Here is a 13127-nt window from a genome sequence, read left to right on the forward strand (position 1 = left end):
CGATATCAGGCTTCCGCGAATGCGGCGGCGGCGGCGCGCATTCTCGCGAAACCGGCGTCGAGGTCCGCGATCATGTCGTCCGGATGCTCGAGCCCCGCGTGAATGCGCAGCAGCGGGCCGGCGGCCGCCCATTGCGTCGCGGTGCGATGGCGCGACGGGTTCGACGGGATGATCAGGCTTTCGAAGCCGCCCCAGCTGTAGCCCATGCCGAAGCACGTCATGCCGTCGAGCAGCGCACGCACGGCCTCGCCGGGCTGCGGATGCAGCACCAGGCCGAACAGCCCGCACGCGCCCGTGAAGTCGCGTTGCCACAGCGCGTGGCCGGCGTCGCCGGGCCGCGCCGGATACAGGATCTGTGCGACTTCCGGCTGCCGCGCGAGCCATTCGGTCAGCACGTGCGCGTTGCGCTGGTGCCGCTCGAGCCGGACCGACAGCGTGCGCAGGCCGCGCAGCGCGAGATACGCATCGTCGCCGCTGACCGTCATCCCGAGCTGCCGGTAGCAGCGCGTGACTTTCGGCGCGAGCGCCTCGGTGGTCAGGATCACGCCCATCAGCACGTCGGAGTGGCCGGCGATGTATTTCGTCGCCGCATGGATCGACACGTCGACGCCATGCGAGAACGAACGGAAATTCAGCGGCGTGCCCCACGTGTTGTCGAGCAGCACGACCGCGCCGTGCTCGTGTGCGACGCGGCAGATCGCGGGGATGTCCTGCACTTCGAAGGTCAGCGAGCCGGGCGACTCGGCGAATATCGCGCGCGTGTTGGGCCGCATCAGCGACGCGATGCCGGCGCCGATCGACGGATCGTAGTATGTCGTTTCGATGCCGAGGCGCGCGAGCGTTTCGTCGCAGAACGAGCGCGTCGGATCGTACGCGGAGTCGACCATCAGCAGATGGTCGCCGGGATCGAGCACCGCGAGCAGCGCGGTCGTGATCGCGCTGAGTCCGCTCGGCGTCAGCAGCGCGGCGTGCGCGCCTTCGAGACGCGCGAGCGCCTTTTCGAGCGCGCGCGTGGTCGGGCTGCCGTGCCGTCCGTACGCGAGCGGCGTGCCGCGCACCGCGTCGAGCGCGTCGGTGCCGTGAAAAAGCAGCGTCGACTGGCGATACACGGGCGGATTCACCGGCGAGCCGGGCTGGCCGTGCGAGCGGCCTTCGTGAGCGAGGAGGGTGTCGGTCGAGTGCAGGTGGTTCAAGATGTCGTCCTTTGAAAGTCGGTCAATCGAAGCGGTGCGGCCGTCGTGCGCTCAGTGCAGGATCTTGTCGAGGAAGTCGCGCGCGCGGTCGGAGCGCGGCGCGGCGAAGAATGCATCGCTTGCCGCATCCTCGACCACCGCGCCCTGGTCCATGAAGATCACGCGATGCGCGACCTTTCTCGCGAAGCCCATTTCGTGCGTGACGCACACCATCGTCATCCCGTCGCGCGCCAGCTCGACCATCACGTCGAGCACTTCGTTGATCATCTCCGGGTCGAGCGCGGAGGTCGGTTCGTCGAACAGCATCGCGACCGGGTTCATCGACAGCGCGCGCGCAATCGCGACGCGTTGCTGCTGCCCGCCGGACAACTGCCCCGGATACTTGTGCGCATGGGCCTTCAGACCGACGCGATCGAGCAGCTTCATCGCGTTCTCGATCGCCTCGTCCTTGCGGCGGCCGAGCACCTTGACCTGCGCGAGCGTCAGGTTGTCGGTGATCGACAGGTGCGGAAACAGCTCGAAATGCTGAAACACCATGCCGACCCGCGCACGCAGTTGCGCGAGTTTCGCGGCGGGATCGCCGAGCCGCATCCCGTCGACGACGATGCTGCCTTTCTGGAACGGCTCGAGGCCGTTGATGGTCTTGATCAGCGTCGACTTGCCGGAGCCCGACGGCCCGCACACGACGACCACTTCGCCTTTCGAGACCGCCGCGCTGCATGCGGAAAGGACCTGATGCTTGCCATACCACTTCGATACGTTGTCGAGCGTGATCATGTTGTGTCCGTGGTTGAGGTTCATGTTGATGGGCGCGTGCCTGCTCAATGCGTGGACGGCAGCGAGAGGCGCGTTTCGACGCGGCCCTGCAGGCGCGTGAGCAGCGTGCTGAGCACCCAGTAGATCGCGGCGGCGGCGAGGTAGAGCGGCAGCGGCTGGAAGGTCGCGGCGATCACTTCCTGCGTCGAGCGCAGCAACTCGGTGACGGTGATCACCGACACGAGCGACGTGTCCTTGATCAGGCTGATCAGCGTGTTGCCGAGGCTCGGCACGGCCAGGCGCAGCGCCTGCGGGCAGACGATGTAGCGCAGGGTCTGCACGTGCGTGAGGCCGAGGCTGTGCGCGGCCGCCCATTGTCCGCGGCCGATGCCGAGGATCGCGCCGCGCATGCTTTCGGACAGGTACGCGCCGGCATTGAGCGTCAGCGTGAAGATGCCGGCCGTCGTCGGGTCGAGCGTGATGCCGAGATCGGGCAGCCCGTAGTAGACGACGAACATCTGCACGAGCAGCGGCGTGCCGCGCATCAGGCTCACGTAGCCTTGCGCGAGGCCGGACGCGAGCCGGTTGCTGCCGATGCGCATGATGGCGACCACGAGCCCGACGACGAGGCCGAGCGCCATCGACGCCACCGCGAATTTCAGCGTGAGCAGCGCGCCCTTCATCATGACGGGCAGCGTATGAATGATCAGATCGAGTGCTTCCATCGCGTGTCTCCTGATTGTGTTTTCGACGGCCCGCGCATTGGGGCGCGCGGGCTCGTGCAGCGCTGCGTTATTGCGTGACCGGCCGGGAGGTGTCCGCGCCGAACCACTGCATCGAGATCTTCTTCAGCGTGCCGTCCTGCTGCAGCGATGCGACCGCGTCGTCGATTGCCTTCGCGAATTTCGGATTGCCCTTGCGGAACGGGATGCCCATCCGGTCTTCGCCGCCCGGGAGCACGGAGCCGGGGCGCAGCGGCAGGTGCGAGTTCTTGATCAGGTAGCTCAGCATCAGGCGGTCGTTGACCGCCGCATCGATACGGCCCGCCGCGAGGTCGCGCAGGTTCTCCGGCGTGCCCGGATACACCTGCAGATCGATCGCGGGCACGGTCTTCACGAGATCGACGTAGTTGCTGCCCATCGTCACGCCGACTTTTTTGCCCTTCAGTTCGTCGAGCGACTTGAACGCACGCGTGTCGTTCTGGCGTTGCAGCAGTTGCGCGGACGAATACACGTAAGGTGTACTGAAATCGAGCGCCTGCTGGCGCGACGGCGTGATCGCCACCTGGTTCACGATCACGTCGAACTTGCCGGCCTGCAGCCCGGCGAGAATCCCGCTCCATTCGGTCGTGACGAACTGCGGCTTCACGCCGAGCCGGGCGGCGACCGCCTTCGCGACGTCGACGTCGAACCCTTCGAGCTGCCCGTCGGCATTGCGGTAGTCGAACGGCGGGTAGGTGCCTTCGAGTGCGATCTTCAGCACGCCGGCCTGCTTGACGGTGTCGAGCAGGTCCGCCGCATGCGAGGCCGTGGCCGCCACGCAGAGGAGGGTGGCGGCGAGGCCTTGCTTGAGCGTCGAGGTGAAGTGTTTCATGGTCGTCTCCGTGGTCGTTGTCGAAAATTCAGGGTGTGCGTGTCCGCGGCGACGGGCGGCGTCGCCGTGGGCGGGAATCGGATAGAAGGGGGCGCGGCGGGATGCGGCGCGGGGCAGCGTGGCGGCGAGTGCGGCGCGTGCCGTTCGCCGCGATGCGTTACGGCATGCGTTCGCGCACGCAGGCGGACCGCACGGCGTTCGTATCGAACGGGTTCCGGTGCGCGGCGAGGAGTTCAAGCATCGTGTTCATGATTGCCCGTGCGGCTTGCGAGTGAGGGTGACCGGCTGCATCGTCGATGCGTATCCGGCGACGCAAATGCTGAACGACTGAGGGCAATCTTAGTTTTGTCAAAAAGGAAAGTGCTTCCAAAAATGCGCGCACTTTCCACGTGCCGTGGAATGTTTTTCTCTCTGCGTGGAACGTGATGCAAGCGATCTGCTGCGGTTGCACGGGGTGCGCAGCATGAGGTGCTACGGCGTGCGTGAGCGGTTGCCCTGCGCGAGCGGCGCGCGCCAAAAGCAAAACGGCCAGGCATGCCGGAAGCGGCAAGCCTGGCCGTGGGCGTTCGAGCTGTGTCGAACGCGGCGTGAAGGCGCGGTTACTCGAACGTTTCGAGCGCGAGCAGTTCGTCGATCGTCTGCCGGCGGCGAATCAGCCGCGGCGTGCCGCGATCGACGAGCACTTCCGGCGCGAGCGGCCGGCTGTTGTAGTTCGAGGACATCGACGCGCCGTACGCGCCCGCGTCGTGCAGGAACAGCAGGTCGCCGATCTGCGGCTGCGCGAGCTTGCGGTGCGTGACCACGCCGCCGGCGTCCTGCGTGAACACGTCGCCGGATTCGCACAGCGGCCCGGCGATCGCGATGTCGACGAGCGGCCGGCCGGCGGGCAGCGCGCCGTCGTGCGTGTGCACGGACACCGCGTGATAGCTGCCGTACATCGACGGACGCATCAGGTCGTTGAAGCCCGCATCGATCAGCACGAAGTCGTGCTTCGGCCGGCGGTTCACGCCCTGCACTTCGGTGACGAGCGTGCCGGCTTCCGCCACGAGGAAGCGGCCCGGTTCGATCTCGATGCGCACCGCGTGGCCGAGATGTCGTTCGATCCGCTTGCGCGCGGCATCCCACTGGCTGAAGTAGTGGCCGACGTCGACACGCGGCTCGCCGTCGCGATACGGGATCGACAGCCCGCCGCCCGCGGAGATTGCTTCGATGTCGTGGCCGAGCGACGTGACGAGGTCGACCATCGCATCGCACACCTGCGACAGGTGGCCGTAGTCGACGCCCGAGCCGATGTGCATGTGAATGCCGACCAGCTTCAGCCCGTACTGGCGCACGATCTCGATCGCGCGCGGCACGTCGTCGATCCAGATTCCGTGCTTGCTCTGCGGGCCGCCGGTGTTGGTCTTGTTGCTGTGGCCGTGGCCGAAACCCGGATTCACGCGCAGCCAGACGCGATGGCCGGGCGCGTGCTCGCCGACGCGCGCGAGCATGTCGAGCGAGCCGGCGTTCACGGTCACGCCATGCTTGAGCACGGCCGCGAGCGTCGGGCGGTCGATCAGGTCGGCCGTGAACACGACGCCTTCCGGTTCGCCTGCAGGGCTGAACCCGGCCGCGAGGCTGCGTTCGATCTCGCCGAGCGACACGGCATCGACGCACGCGCCTTCTTCGCGCATCAGCTTCAGGATATGCAGGTTCGAGTTCGCCTTCTGCGCATAGCGGATCACGTCGAACTGGCGCAGTTGGGCGATGCGGTCGCGGATGACGTCGGCGTCGTACACCCACAGCGGGGTGCCGTATTGCTGCGCGAGCGCCGCGAGCTGGCGGGAATCGAGGGACATGGCGGATGAATCGGATCGAATGAACGGATAGCGTGAATGATGCGCCTGAAAGGCTATACAGTAAAATGCCTGTTTATCGATATTCGATTCATTCTGGATATAGGGTGACATGCTTACACACCGGCATATCGAGGTTTTTCGCGCGCTGATGGTCACCGGCAGCACGACGCGTGCGGCCGAGATGCTCTATACGTCGCAGCCGACGATCAGCCGCGAGCTCGCGCGCATGGAGCAGGTGGTCGGCTTTGCACTGTTCGAGCGCTCGCATGGCCGGCTGCGGCCGACGATGGCCGCGCTCACGCTGTTCGACGACGTGCGGCTCGCCTATGTGGGGCTCGAGCGGGTCGCGGCGACGGCCGCGCGGCTGCGCGAGTTTCGCGACGGACAGTTGTCGGTGATCGCGCTGCCGGCGTTCTCGCACGCGATCCTGCCCGGGGCGTGCCGGCGTTTTCACGACGCGCATGCGGGCGTCAGCGTGTCGGTCGCGACGCAGGAGTCGCCGGTGCTCGAGGAGTGGCTGACCGCGCAACGCTACGACCTCGGGCTGACCGAGCACGACGTCGCGCCGGCCGGCACCGTGCTCACGCCGCTGCTCGAAGTCGACGAGGTGTGCGTGCTGCCCGACGGTCATCCGCTGCTGGCGAAGGACGCGATCGATCTCGCGGATCTCGCCGATCGCCCGTTCGTGAGCCTGTCGCTGAACGACCCGTACCGGATCATGATCGACGAGGCGTTCGCGCAGCTCGGTGTCGCGCCGCGCTCGGTGATCGAAACGCCGTCGGCGGTGTCGGTGTGCGCGTTCGTGCGGCAGGGGCTTGGCGCCGCGATCGTCAATCCGCTGACCGCGCTCGATTTCGTCGGGCGCGATCTGCACGTGCGGCCGCTCACGCGTTCGTTTCCGTATCGCGTCAGCGTGATCGTGCCGGAGCACCGGCCGAAGAGCCTGCTCGTCGACGCCTTCGCCGACGCGCTGCGCGGCGAAGCGAAAGCGATCCGGCGCCGGCTCGCGGCGCTGCCCGGTTAGCGGCGGCCGTATGATGAACGTTTCGCCGCAGTCGTTGCCATCCTCGTCCTCACTTTCACGGAAACGGAACCCGTCATGACCGACGCTTCATCTTCCCTCGCACAACCGACGCTCGCCGGCGAGCGCATCGTACTGCGGCCGCTCGACGCGTCCGACCGGCAGGCGCTGCTGGATGCCGCCGCGGACGGTCGACTGTGGAACCTGAAGGTCACCGTCGTGCCGGGCGAAGAGACGGTCGACGCGTATATCGACACGGCGCTGCAAGGGCGCGCGAGCGGCACCGTGATGCCGTTCGTGATCGTCGATCGCGCATCGGGTCGCGTGATCGGCAGCACGCGCTTCTGGAAGATCGACCGCCGGCATCGCAAGCTCGAGATCGGCCATACGTGGCTCGGCGAATCGGCGCAGCGCACGCGCGCGAATACCGAAGCGAAATGGCTGCTGCTCGCGTACGCGTTCGACACGCTGCATTGCGTGCGCGTGCAGTTCACGACCGACGAGCTGAACGAGAAGTCCCGTGCGGCGATTCTGCGGCTCGGTGCGAAGCAGGAAGGGATCGTGCGTCACGAACGGATCATGCCCGACGGCCGCAAGCGCAATTCGGTGCGCTTCAGCATCATCGACGACGAATGGCCGGCAGTGCGCGAGCGGTTGAAGGCGAAGCTCGCGACGTAACGCGTATCGGGTGCTGCATGCATCGCGCCGCCGGAAGGGGCGCGGCGGCGCGACGATGGGGGGGAGCGGGGTGCCGCGCGATGCGCGGCCATGCATCGTGTTACTGCGCCGATGCGAGGTGGTGACGCTGCGCGAGCTTCTGCGCGTCCGCGTAGTGCGCCTGCAGGATCGGCAGCGACTGGCGTGCGACTTCCTTCAGCTTCGTGTCGCGGCCCGACGCGATTTCGGCCTGGAACGCCGAGATCGTCTTCTGCTCGCCGGCGAGCGCGACCTGCTCGATATACGCCTTGTCGAAATCCGCGCCGCGCAGGTTCTTGATGCTGTCCAGCACGGTGGTGTCGGGATTGTTGGCCGGCACGTCGACGCCGCGCGGGCTCGCTGCGCGCATCGCCTGGATGATCTTCTCATCGTCGGTCGACACGCGTTGCGCGAATGCCTTCACCTGGCTGTCCGACGTGCGCGAATCGGCGATGCGCGCGGCGTCGTGCTGCGTCGACACGGTCTTCGTGCCGTCCGTGATGAAGGTCTGGTCGGCTTCGTGGATGCGTGCCTCCGCGGCGGCCGGTGCGGACGGCGACGGTTGCGCGGTTTGCGCGTTCGCCGTCACGGCGACGAGCAGCAGGCCAGCGGCAGACAATGCAAGGCGCGAGAGGGTGGGAAAGCGGTTCATGGGACCTCCTTTCGATCGGGGCTCTGATTAACGGACGGATCGCGTGATCCGCAGCTGTGCGAGAGACCGGGCGCGCCCGGGCCGGAACCGACCGCCGCTCTGCCGCGGTGGCGGTCGAAGTGTTGCTCGGCCCGACTGATTCTAGGAGAGCGTTCGGGTAGCAGGTGCAACCGCGCTGTGCTTTGTGTAACGGTTGGTAAGACGAATCGATGGGCGCGCGAACGGGCCGGTAGCGGGTACCTGTCGCGCGTATTGCGGCGGCAATTTTTGCGTGCGTCGCGGGCTTGAAATGGCGGTGGCGTGCATGCGTGTCATCGCCGTTTCATCGTCGTGCGGGTAGGGCGCGCAGTGGATGCATAGCGCAGGAGTACCGTATGCGCGGCGTCGGTCACATGCGATCGAGCAACGCGTCGAGGCGCGGCAGCAGCGGCGTTGCGCAATGCTGCTGCAGTGCGTCGGGTGCCGTGTAGCCCCATGCGACACCCAGGAACGCGATGCGTGCGCGGCGCGCCGCATCGGCATCGCGGATTTCGTCGCCGACGTACAGCACGTCGGCGGGTTGCATGCCCGCTTCGCGCACGAGCGCGCGCAGCCGGTGCGCCTTGCCGAACAACGGAATGCCGCACGCGAAGAGATCGACGTGACGGCTTGCGCGCGGCCCGAGCCGGTCGCGCACGATGTCCTCGGTGTTCGACGTCGCGATCGCGATGCGGATCCCGCGCGCGGCGAGCGCATCGAATGTGTCGTCGACGCCGGGGAACAGCTTCACCTGCGCAATGTGCGGCCGCATCAAGCGCCGCATGTCGACCGTCACGCGCGGCACTTTCCACATCGGCACGTCGAGCGCGCGGATGATCTCGCGCGCCGACATCCCGCGCAGCGCGGGGCGCAGTTCGGGCGTGGCGTCGCGAAAGCCGTGCAGGCGCGACGCCTGCGTCAGCGCCGCGAGAAAGCAGTCGAGCGAATCGGCGAGCGTGCCGTCGAAGTCGAACGCGATGAGCCGGTAGGACATGAAGCGGTGCGGTAACGTTAGTGCGCAGGCGACGAGGCGACCGAATCGAGCCCCGTTGCGTGCACAACCGGTTGTGCCTGCGGCGATGCGAGATAGTCGAGCAGCTTCCTCGCGTCGTCCGGATGCGCGGCGCCCACCGGAATGCCGCCCGCGAAACGCGTGACGGACTGCACCGATTCGGGCACCTTGCCCGCATACGTGATGCCGGCAACCGGCAGCAGCTCGCTGACCTGCTGGAAGCCGAGTTCGTAGTCGCCGTTCGCGACGACGGACGCCACCGGAATGCGCGGCACCATCGACGCCTTCGGTTTCACCTGATCCTCGACGCCGAGCTTCCTGAACATTTCCTTCTCGATGTAGACGCCGCTCGCGCTGTCCGAATACGCGACCGATTTCGCGTGCAGCAGCACGTCCTTCAGCTTGTCGACGGTGCTGATGTCGGGCGCCGGCGCGCCGGCGCGCACGACCATGCCGATCCGCGAATCGGCGAGCTCCACGCGCGACGCGGGGATCACCTTGCCTTCCTTGATCAGCCGGTCGAGCGCGTAGCCGACCATGATCAGCACGTCGGCCTGTTCGCCGCGCGCGAGGCGGTTCGGAATCGCTTCCTTCGATTCGCCCATCGACGGGCCGGAGATCGTGTCGAGCGTGTCGCCGGACGACGCGCTGAAGCGCGGGCCGAGTTGCTTGTACGCGGCAGTGAAGCCGCCGGAGATCATCACGCGCAGTTCGGCCGCGTCGGCCGGCAGCATCGCGGACGCAAGCGCGGCGGCGGCGAGCCAGCATGCCGCACGGCGTGCGAACGGGCGGTGGCGGGTGGACGTAGTGAACGAGGCTCGGTCGCGCATTGAAGTGTCTCCTTCCAGTCTGTCGTTGTCGGCGGGCGACGCCGCAAAAGGGCTGCGCACAGGCTACCTGATTCGCCGGAATCCGTGCGTGGGGAGACCGGCGCGCAAACGATGCGCAAAGGATGCATAAAGGGGGCGCGAAAGACGGGTATGCTGTCGACGCTGCCGTTTCCCGCTGCTTCCTTTCGTCCGTATTCATCGATATGAAAATCGCTCGTACTCGCCTGACGATGTGGGTTTTCGGTACGGCCTTCGCGCTGACCGTCGCGACGCACGCCGTTGCTGCTCGTGAAAAGCGCTGCGGATGGCTCGAGAATCCGACGCCGGCCAACTGGTGGCTGGTCGACAAGGACGACAGCTGGACGCTGTCGACGCAGGGCAGTCCGCCGGTGCCGGGCTTCGACGAGATGCCCGACATGTCGACGCATGGCTGGGTTGTCACCAACGCCGGGATGCACGGCTACGGCTGCGCATGCCTCGACCTGGAAATCAACCCACGCACCCGCGAGGTGACGCGGATCGTCGTGGCCCGGCCGCTGCCGTTGAAGCGTTGCAAGGCCGATCGGACGTTGCCGGCGCCGTGAGCGGGGAAGGGGAAGGCGGTGGGGTTGGCGCTACGCGTAGTGATAGCGGCAGGACACGATGCTGATCTGAAGATCGTCCGCTTCATAGACCAGACGGTTCGTATCGTCGATACGGCGCGACCAGAATCCGGACAGATTCGCCTTCAGCGGTTCGGGTTTGCCGATACCTTCGAACGGCGTCCGTTGGGCTTCGCGAATGAGCTGGTTGATGCGCTTGAGCGTCTTGCGGTCTTGCCCCTGCCAATAAACGTAGTCGTCCCACGCGTCGGATGTAACGAGCACACGGCGGACGCTCATTCATCGTCCTCCGCGAGCTTGTGCTCTTTCGCCTTGCCCTTGCGCAATTGCGCGATCGAGCGTTCGAGGTGGGCGACATTGGCCGGCGAGCGAAGCAGGTGAACCGTCTCCATCAGGCTGTCATAGTATTCCTGCGACATGATGACTGCGTTTGGCGCGTCGCGACGCGTGATGAGCGTCACATCCGCATCGTCGACGACCTGATCGATGACCGTCTTCAGATTGCCGCGAGCATCCGAAAAGTGAATCGTGCGCATGGTCTGCCTCACTTGTACTTAAAACTGTACAGGTATAACACGGGCGGAATTATTGTACGGATTGTTGTACATGTCGAATCGCACGCCGCTTGTCGCCCACCCCGCACCGCGCTATCGTGGCTGCTCCGCCCCGATCCGACCGGAGAGCCGACGTGCCCGCTGCCACCCCTGCCACGCTGAGATTTTCCACCGACAAGCGCGAACTCGACATCGACGCGATCTTCGATTTCCTGCATCGCGACGCATACTGGTCGCAGGGCATTCCGCGCGACGTCGTCGAGCGCGCGATCGAAGGGTCGTTGTGTTTCGGCGCGTATGTCGGCGACCGGCTCGTCGGGTTTGCGCGGCTCGTCACCGATCACGCGACGTTCGCGTACCTGTGCGACGTGTTCGTGTTGCCGGCCGAGCGCGGCAACGGCTACGGCCGCGCGCTGATCGACCACGTCTTCGCACAGCCGATGGTGCAGGGCCTGCGCCGCATCATGCTGGTGACGACCGATGCGCACGCGTTGTACCGTCCGGTCGGCTTCGGGCCGTCCGCGAATCCCGAACGGCTGATGGAGATCCGCCGCCCCGATATCTACGCGAAACGCTGATGCGCGGCGAGCGCATACGAGCGCATACAATACGCGCTTTCGTTTTTGCCGAAGGAAAGCAGATCATGACCGAACAGGAAGCCGAACAGCTCGCCACGCATCGCCACTACAAGGGCGGGCTGTATCGCTACATCGGCGTCGCCCGTCATTCCGAAACCGAGGAATCGGTGGTCGTGTACGAGCATCTGTGGCCGCATGCGCGCGGTCTGTGGGTGCGGCCGGAAGCGATGTTCAACGAGAACCTGCCGGACGGCACGCCGCGTTTTCGCAAGCTGCGCGACTGAGCGGCAGCAGGCGACGTTCGCGCAAGCGCAGCGTGCATCGTCGCCTGCCAACGCAACGACGCAGGCGTCACGCGCCTGCCAGCGCCTTCTCCAGCTCCGGCGGCGCGTGCGCGACCGTCACCGCGGGCGTCCCGTGCCATGCCGCAAGCTTTTTCACGGCCTTCGCGACATCGGCCGCGAGCCCCGCGCCGAACCGCACGCCGGGCTCGACATGGAACGCCTTCAGCTCGAACGTGCCGAGCACGCGATGCGCCTTCGCGTCGACGCGCCCGATCAGCCGGCCGCGATGCAGCACCGGCAGGCAGAAATAGCCGTAGCGCCGCTTGTGCGCGGGCGTATAGCACTCGATCGTGTAGTCGAACCCGAACAGCGTCGAGGCGCGCCGCCGGTCCCACACCACCGGATCGAACGGCGACAGCAGCGTCGTGACCGTCGAGCGCAGCGTGTCGGCCGCGGCGGCCGGCAGCAGCGATTCGAGCGTGCGATGCACGTAGGCCGGCTCTTTCCAGCCGGCGATTTCCACCGGAATCAGGTCGCCCGCGTCGGCGAGCCGATCGAGCTCCGCGCGGTATGAACGGCGCGGTAGCCGATAGTAGTCGGCCACCCAGTCCGCCCGCACGACGCCGAGCGCGCGACACGTGTGGTCGAGCAGCGCGGGCAGCACGGCTTCGCGCGGCGGCAGGTCGCGCGCATCGTCCCAGCCGGGCAGCACGCGCTCGCGCACGTCGTACACACGCTGGAAGTTGCGGCGCTCGGACACCATCAGGTCGCCCGTCGTAAACAGCACTTCGAGGTGTTTCTTCTCCGGCTTGCGGTCCCACCAGCCGTTGCCTTTCGCGCCGTCTTCACGGATGAAGTCCGCCGAGCGCACCGGGCCTTTGTCGCGAATCCGCGCGAGCAGCCGTTCGATGTCGGGGCGATTCTGCGCGTGCCATTCGGCTGCGTATTTCCAGCCCATCCCCGACGGATCGAGCATCTTGTAGCGCATCAGTCCGAACTGCTCGACGGGCAGGAAGCACGCCTCATGCGACCAGTATTCGAACAGGCGCGCCTCGGCGAGATGTTCGTCGAGCCACTGCGGGGTGAAGTTGCCGAGGCGGCTGAACAGCACGAGATACGGGCTGCGCGCGACGACGTGAATGGTATCGATCTGTAACTGCGCCATCCGGCGGATCGTGTCGAGCACGTCGGCCTTGGTCGCCTTGCGGCGCGGCGGAGTCAGCAGGCCCTGCGCGGCGAGATGCAGCGCGCGGGCGGCGGCGGGCGAGAGCATAAGCATCGGAACGGCGGCTGAGGGTGGCGGTCGGGCACCACTTTAGCGCGAAAGCGGCACGCGTGTGCGGCGCGGGCGCGTGCCGGCGTCTGACAATGGTTGACAGATGCGCGACGCGAGTTTCCCTATAGTGCAGTCATGGCGCGACGAAATGTGCGCGCAACGATTCCGCTTCCGACGCACATATGTCAATGGCACGCAGGAAGCGAATCCGGGATTCTCAACCC

17 protein-coding genes are annotated in these 13127 nt (G+C 66.5%); 5 read left to right on the forward strand and 12 right to left on the reverse strand.

What is annotated here, in order from left to right:
• Positions 1–5 precede the first annotated feature (5 nt).
• The 6 genes from metC to lysA all read right to left on the reverse strand — a co-directional run bounded on the left by metC (position 6) and on the right by lysA (position 5380).
• A complete protein-coding gene (gene metC, locus BME24068_RS31675) occupies positions 6–1193 on the reverse strand; it encodes a cystathionine beta-lyase (RefSeq protein WP_174928439.1) in 1188 nt (395 codons plus the stop codon).
• A 51-nt stretch (positions 1194–1244) separates the two neighbouring features.
• A complete protein-coding gene (locus BME24068_RS31680) occupies positions 1245–1970 on the reverse strand; it encodes an amino acid ABC transporter ATP-binding protein (RefSeq protein WP_124830614.1) in 726 nt (241 codons plus the stop codon).
• A 44-nt stretch (positions 1971–2014) separates the two neighbouring features.
• Positions 2015–2674 (reverse strand): amino acid ABC transporter permease, encoded by a 660-nt coding sequence (locus BME24068_RS31685; RefSeq protein WP_174928440.1) that lies wholly within the window; start codon positions 2672–2674, stop codon positions 2015–2017.
• Between the two features lie 67 nt (positions 2675–2741).
• On the reverse strand, positions 2742–3542 hold the full coding sequence (locus tag BME24068_RS31690) for a transporter substrate-binding domain-containing protein (protein ID WP_174928441.1): 801 nt from the start codon (positions 3540–3542) through the stop codon (positions 2742–2744).
• Positions 3543–3699: 157 nt separating this feature from the next.
• On the reverse strand, positions 3700–3993 hold the full coding sequence (locus BME24068_RS31695) for a hypothetical protein (protein ID WP_174928442.1): 294 nt from the start codon (positions 3991–3993) through the stop codon (positions 3700–3702).
• Between the two features lie 148 nt (positions 3994–4141).
• On the reverse strand, positions 4142–5380 hold the full coding sequence (gene lysA, locus BME24068_RS31700) for a diaminopimelate decarboxylase (protein ID WP_174928443.1): 1239 nt from the start codon (positions 5378–5380) through the stop codon (positions 4142–4144).
• A gap of 109 nt (positions 5381–5489) precedes the next feature.
• Between lysA and BME24068_RS31705 the strand changes: the two genes are divergently transcribed.
• Together BME24068_RS31705 and BME24068_RS31710 are read left to right on the forward strand one after the other, a co-directional pair.
• Positions 5490–6404: a LysR family transcriptional regulator gene (locus BME24068_RS31705; protein WP_096508122.1), complete on the forward strand. Its 915-nt coding sequence runs from the start codon at positions 5490–5492 to the stop codon at positions 6402–6404.
• Between the two features lie 75 nt (positions 6405–6479).
• A complete protein-coding gene (locus BME24068_RS31710) occupies positions 6480–7079 on the forward strand; it encodes a GNAT family N-acetyltransferase (protein ID WP_174928444.1) in 600 nt (199 codons plus the stop codon).
• 100 nt (positions 7080–7179) lie between these two features.
• On the opposite strand, the gene BME24068_RS31715 is transcribed toward BME24068_RS31710, so the two are convergent.
• From BME24068_RS31715 to BME24068_RS31725, 3 genes are all read right to left on the reverse strand, one after another.
• On the reverse strand, positions 7180–7749 hold the full coding sequence (locus tag BME24068_RS31715) for a DUF4142 domain-containing protein (protein ID WP_096508120.1): 570 nt from the start codon (positions 7747–7749) through the stop codon (positions 7180–7182).
• Between the two features lie 388 nt (positions 7750–8137).
• Positions 8138–8761, reverse strand: a complete 624-nt coding sequence (locus BME24068_RS31720; RefSeq protein ID WP_174928445.1) for an HAD hydrolase-like protein — start codon at positions 8759–8761, stop codon at positions 8138–8140.
• Between the two features lie 17 nt (positions 8762–8778).
• Entirely contained in the window at positions 8779–9513 is a 735-nt protein-coding gene (locus BME24068_RS31725) for a substrate-binding domain-containing protein (protein ID WP_239008129.1), read from the reverse strand.
• Positions 9514–9731: 218 nt separating this feature from the next.
• On the opposite strand from BME24068_RS31725, the gene BME24068_RS31730 reads away from it, so the two are divergent.
• The gene (locus tag BME24068_RS31730) at positions 9732–10193 is read left to right on the forward strand and encodes a DUF4087 domain-containing protein (RefSeq protein WP_203368182.1); all 462 of its coding nucleotides are present in this window, start codon (positions 9732–9734) and stop codon (positions 10191–10193) included.
• Positions 10194–10223: 30 nt separating this feature from the next.
• Here the strand turns inward: BME24068_RS31730 and BME24068_RS31735 are convergent, their stop codons facing one another.
• Complete coding sequence (locus BME24068_RS31735; RefSeq protein WP_174928447.1) at positions 10224–10490, reverse strand: Txe/YoeB family addiction module toxin; 267 nt, start codon at positions 10488–10490, stop codon at positions 10224–10226.
• A complete protein-coding gene (locus BME24068_RS31740; protein WP_012366507.1) occupies positions 10487–10747 on the reverse strand; it encodes a type II toxin-antitoxin system Phd/YefM family antitoxin in 261 nt (86 codons plus the stop codon). Before BME24068_RS31740 ends, BME24068_RS31735 begins: the two co-directional genes overlap by 4 nt.
• Positions 10748–10899: 152 nt before the next feature.
• On the opposite strand from BME24068_RS31740, the gene BME24068_RS31745 reads away from it, so the two are divergent.
• Entirely contained in the window at positions 10900–11343 is a 444-nt protein-coding gene (locus BME24068_RS31745) for a GNAT family N-acetyltransferase (protein WP_096508115.1), read from the forward strand.
• A gap of 65 nt (positions 11344–11408) precedes the next feature.
• The gene (locus BME24068_RS31750; RefSeq protein ID WP_006751720.1) at positions 11409–11627 is read left to right on the forward strand and encodes a DUF1653 domain-containing protein; all 219 of its coding nucleotides are present in this window, start codon (positions 11409–11411) and stop codon (positions 11625–11627) included.
• A gap of 67 nt (positions 11628–11694) precedes the next feature.
• Here BME24068_RS31750 and BME24068_RS31755 read toward each other — a convergent pair whose 3' ends face one another.
• Positions 11695–12906, reverse strand: coding sequence for a winged helix-turn-helix domain-containing protein (locus BME24068_RS31755; protein ID WP_174928448.1), 1212 nt, complete (start codon positions 12904–12906; stop codon positions 11695–11697).
• Positions 12907–13127: the final 221 nt, after the last annotated feature.

It is taken from the genome of Burkholderia anthina (assembly GCF_902498995.1).
In the GTDB taxonomy this organism is placed as follows: domain Bacteria; phylum Pseudomonadota; class Gammaproteobacteria; order Burkholderiales; family Burkholderiaceae; genus Burkholderia; species Burkholderia anthina.

Coding starts and splice junctions, on each gene's coding strand:
- BME24068_RS31680 (WP_124830614.1), bottom strand. CDS start 1,970: ATGATCACGCTCGACAACGTATCGAAGTGGTATGGCAAGCATCAGGTC.
- BME24068_RS31685 (WP_174928440.1), bottom strand. CDS start 2,674: ATGGAAGCACTCGATCTGATCATTCATACGCTGCCCGTCATGATGAAG.
- BME24068_RS31690 (WP_174928441.1), bottom strand. CDS start 3,542: ATGAAACACTTCACCTCGACGCTCAAGCAAGGCCTCGCCGCCACCCTC.
- lysA (WP_174928443.1), bottom strand. CDS start 5,380: ATGTCCCTCGATTCCCGCCAGCTCGCGGCGCTCGCGCAGCAATACGGC.
- BME24068_RS31705 (WP_096508122.1), top strand. CDS start 5,490: ATGCTTACACACCGGCATATCGAGGTTTTTCGCGCGCTGATGGTCACC.
- BME24068_RS31710 (WP_174928444.1), top strand. CDS start 6,480: ATGACCGACGCTTCATCTTCCCTCGCACAACCGACGCTCGCCGGCGAG.
- BME24068_RS31715 (WP_096508120.1), bottom strand. CDS start 7,749: ATGAACCGCTTTCCCACCCTCTCGCGCCTTGCATTGTCTGCCGCTGGC.
- BME24068_RS31720 (WP_174928445.1), bottom strand. CDS start 8,761: ATGTCCTACCGGCTCATCGCGTTCGACTTCGACGGCACGCTCGCCGAT.
- BME24068_RS31725 (WP_239008129.1), bottom strand. CDS start 9,513: ATGCTGCCGGCCGACGCGGCCGAACTGCGCGTGATGATCTCCGGCGGC.
- BME24068_RS31730 (WP_203368182.1), top strand. CDS start 9,732: ATGCATAAAGGGGGCGCGAAAGACGGGTATGCTGTCGACGCTGCCGTT.
- BME24068_RS31735 (WP_174928447.1), bottom strand. CDS start 10,490: ATGAGCGTCCGCCGTGTGCTCGTTACATCCGACGCGTGGGACGACTAC.
- BME24068_RS31740 (WP_012366507.1), bottom strand. CDS start 10,747: ATGCGCACGATTCACTTTTCGGATGCTCGCGGCAATCTGAAGACGGTC.
- BME24068_RS31750 (WP_006751720.1), top strand. CDS start 11,409: ATGACCGAACAGGAAGCCGAACAGCTCGCCACGCATCGCCACTACAAG.
- BME24068_RS31755 (WP_174928448.1), bottom strand. CDS start 12,906: ATGCTTATGCTCTCGCCCGCCGCCGCCCGCGCGCTGCATCTCGCCGCG.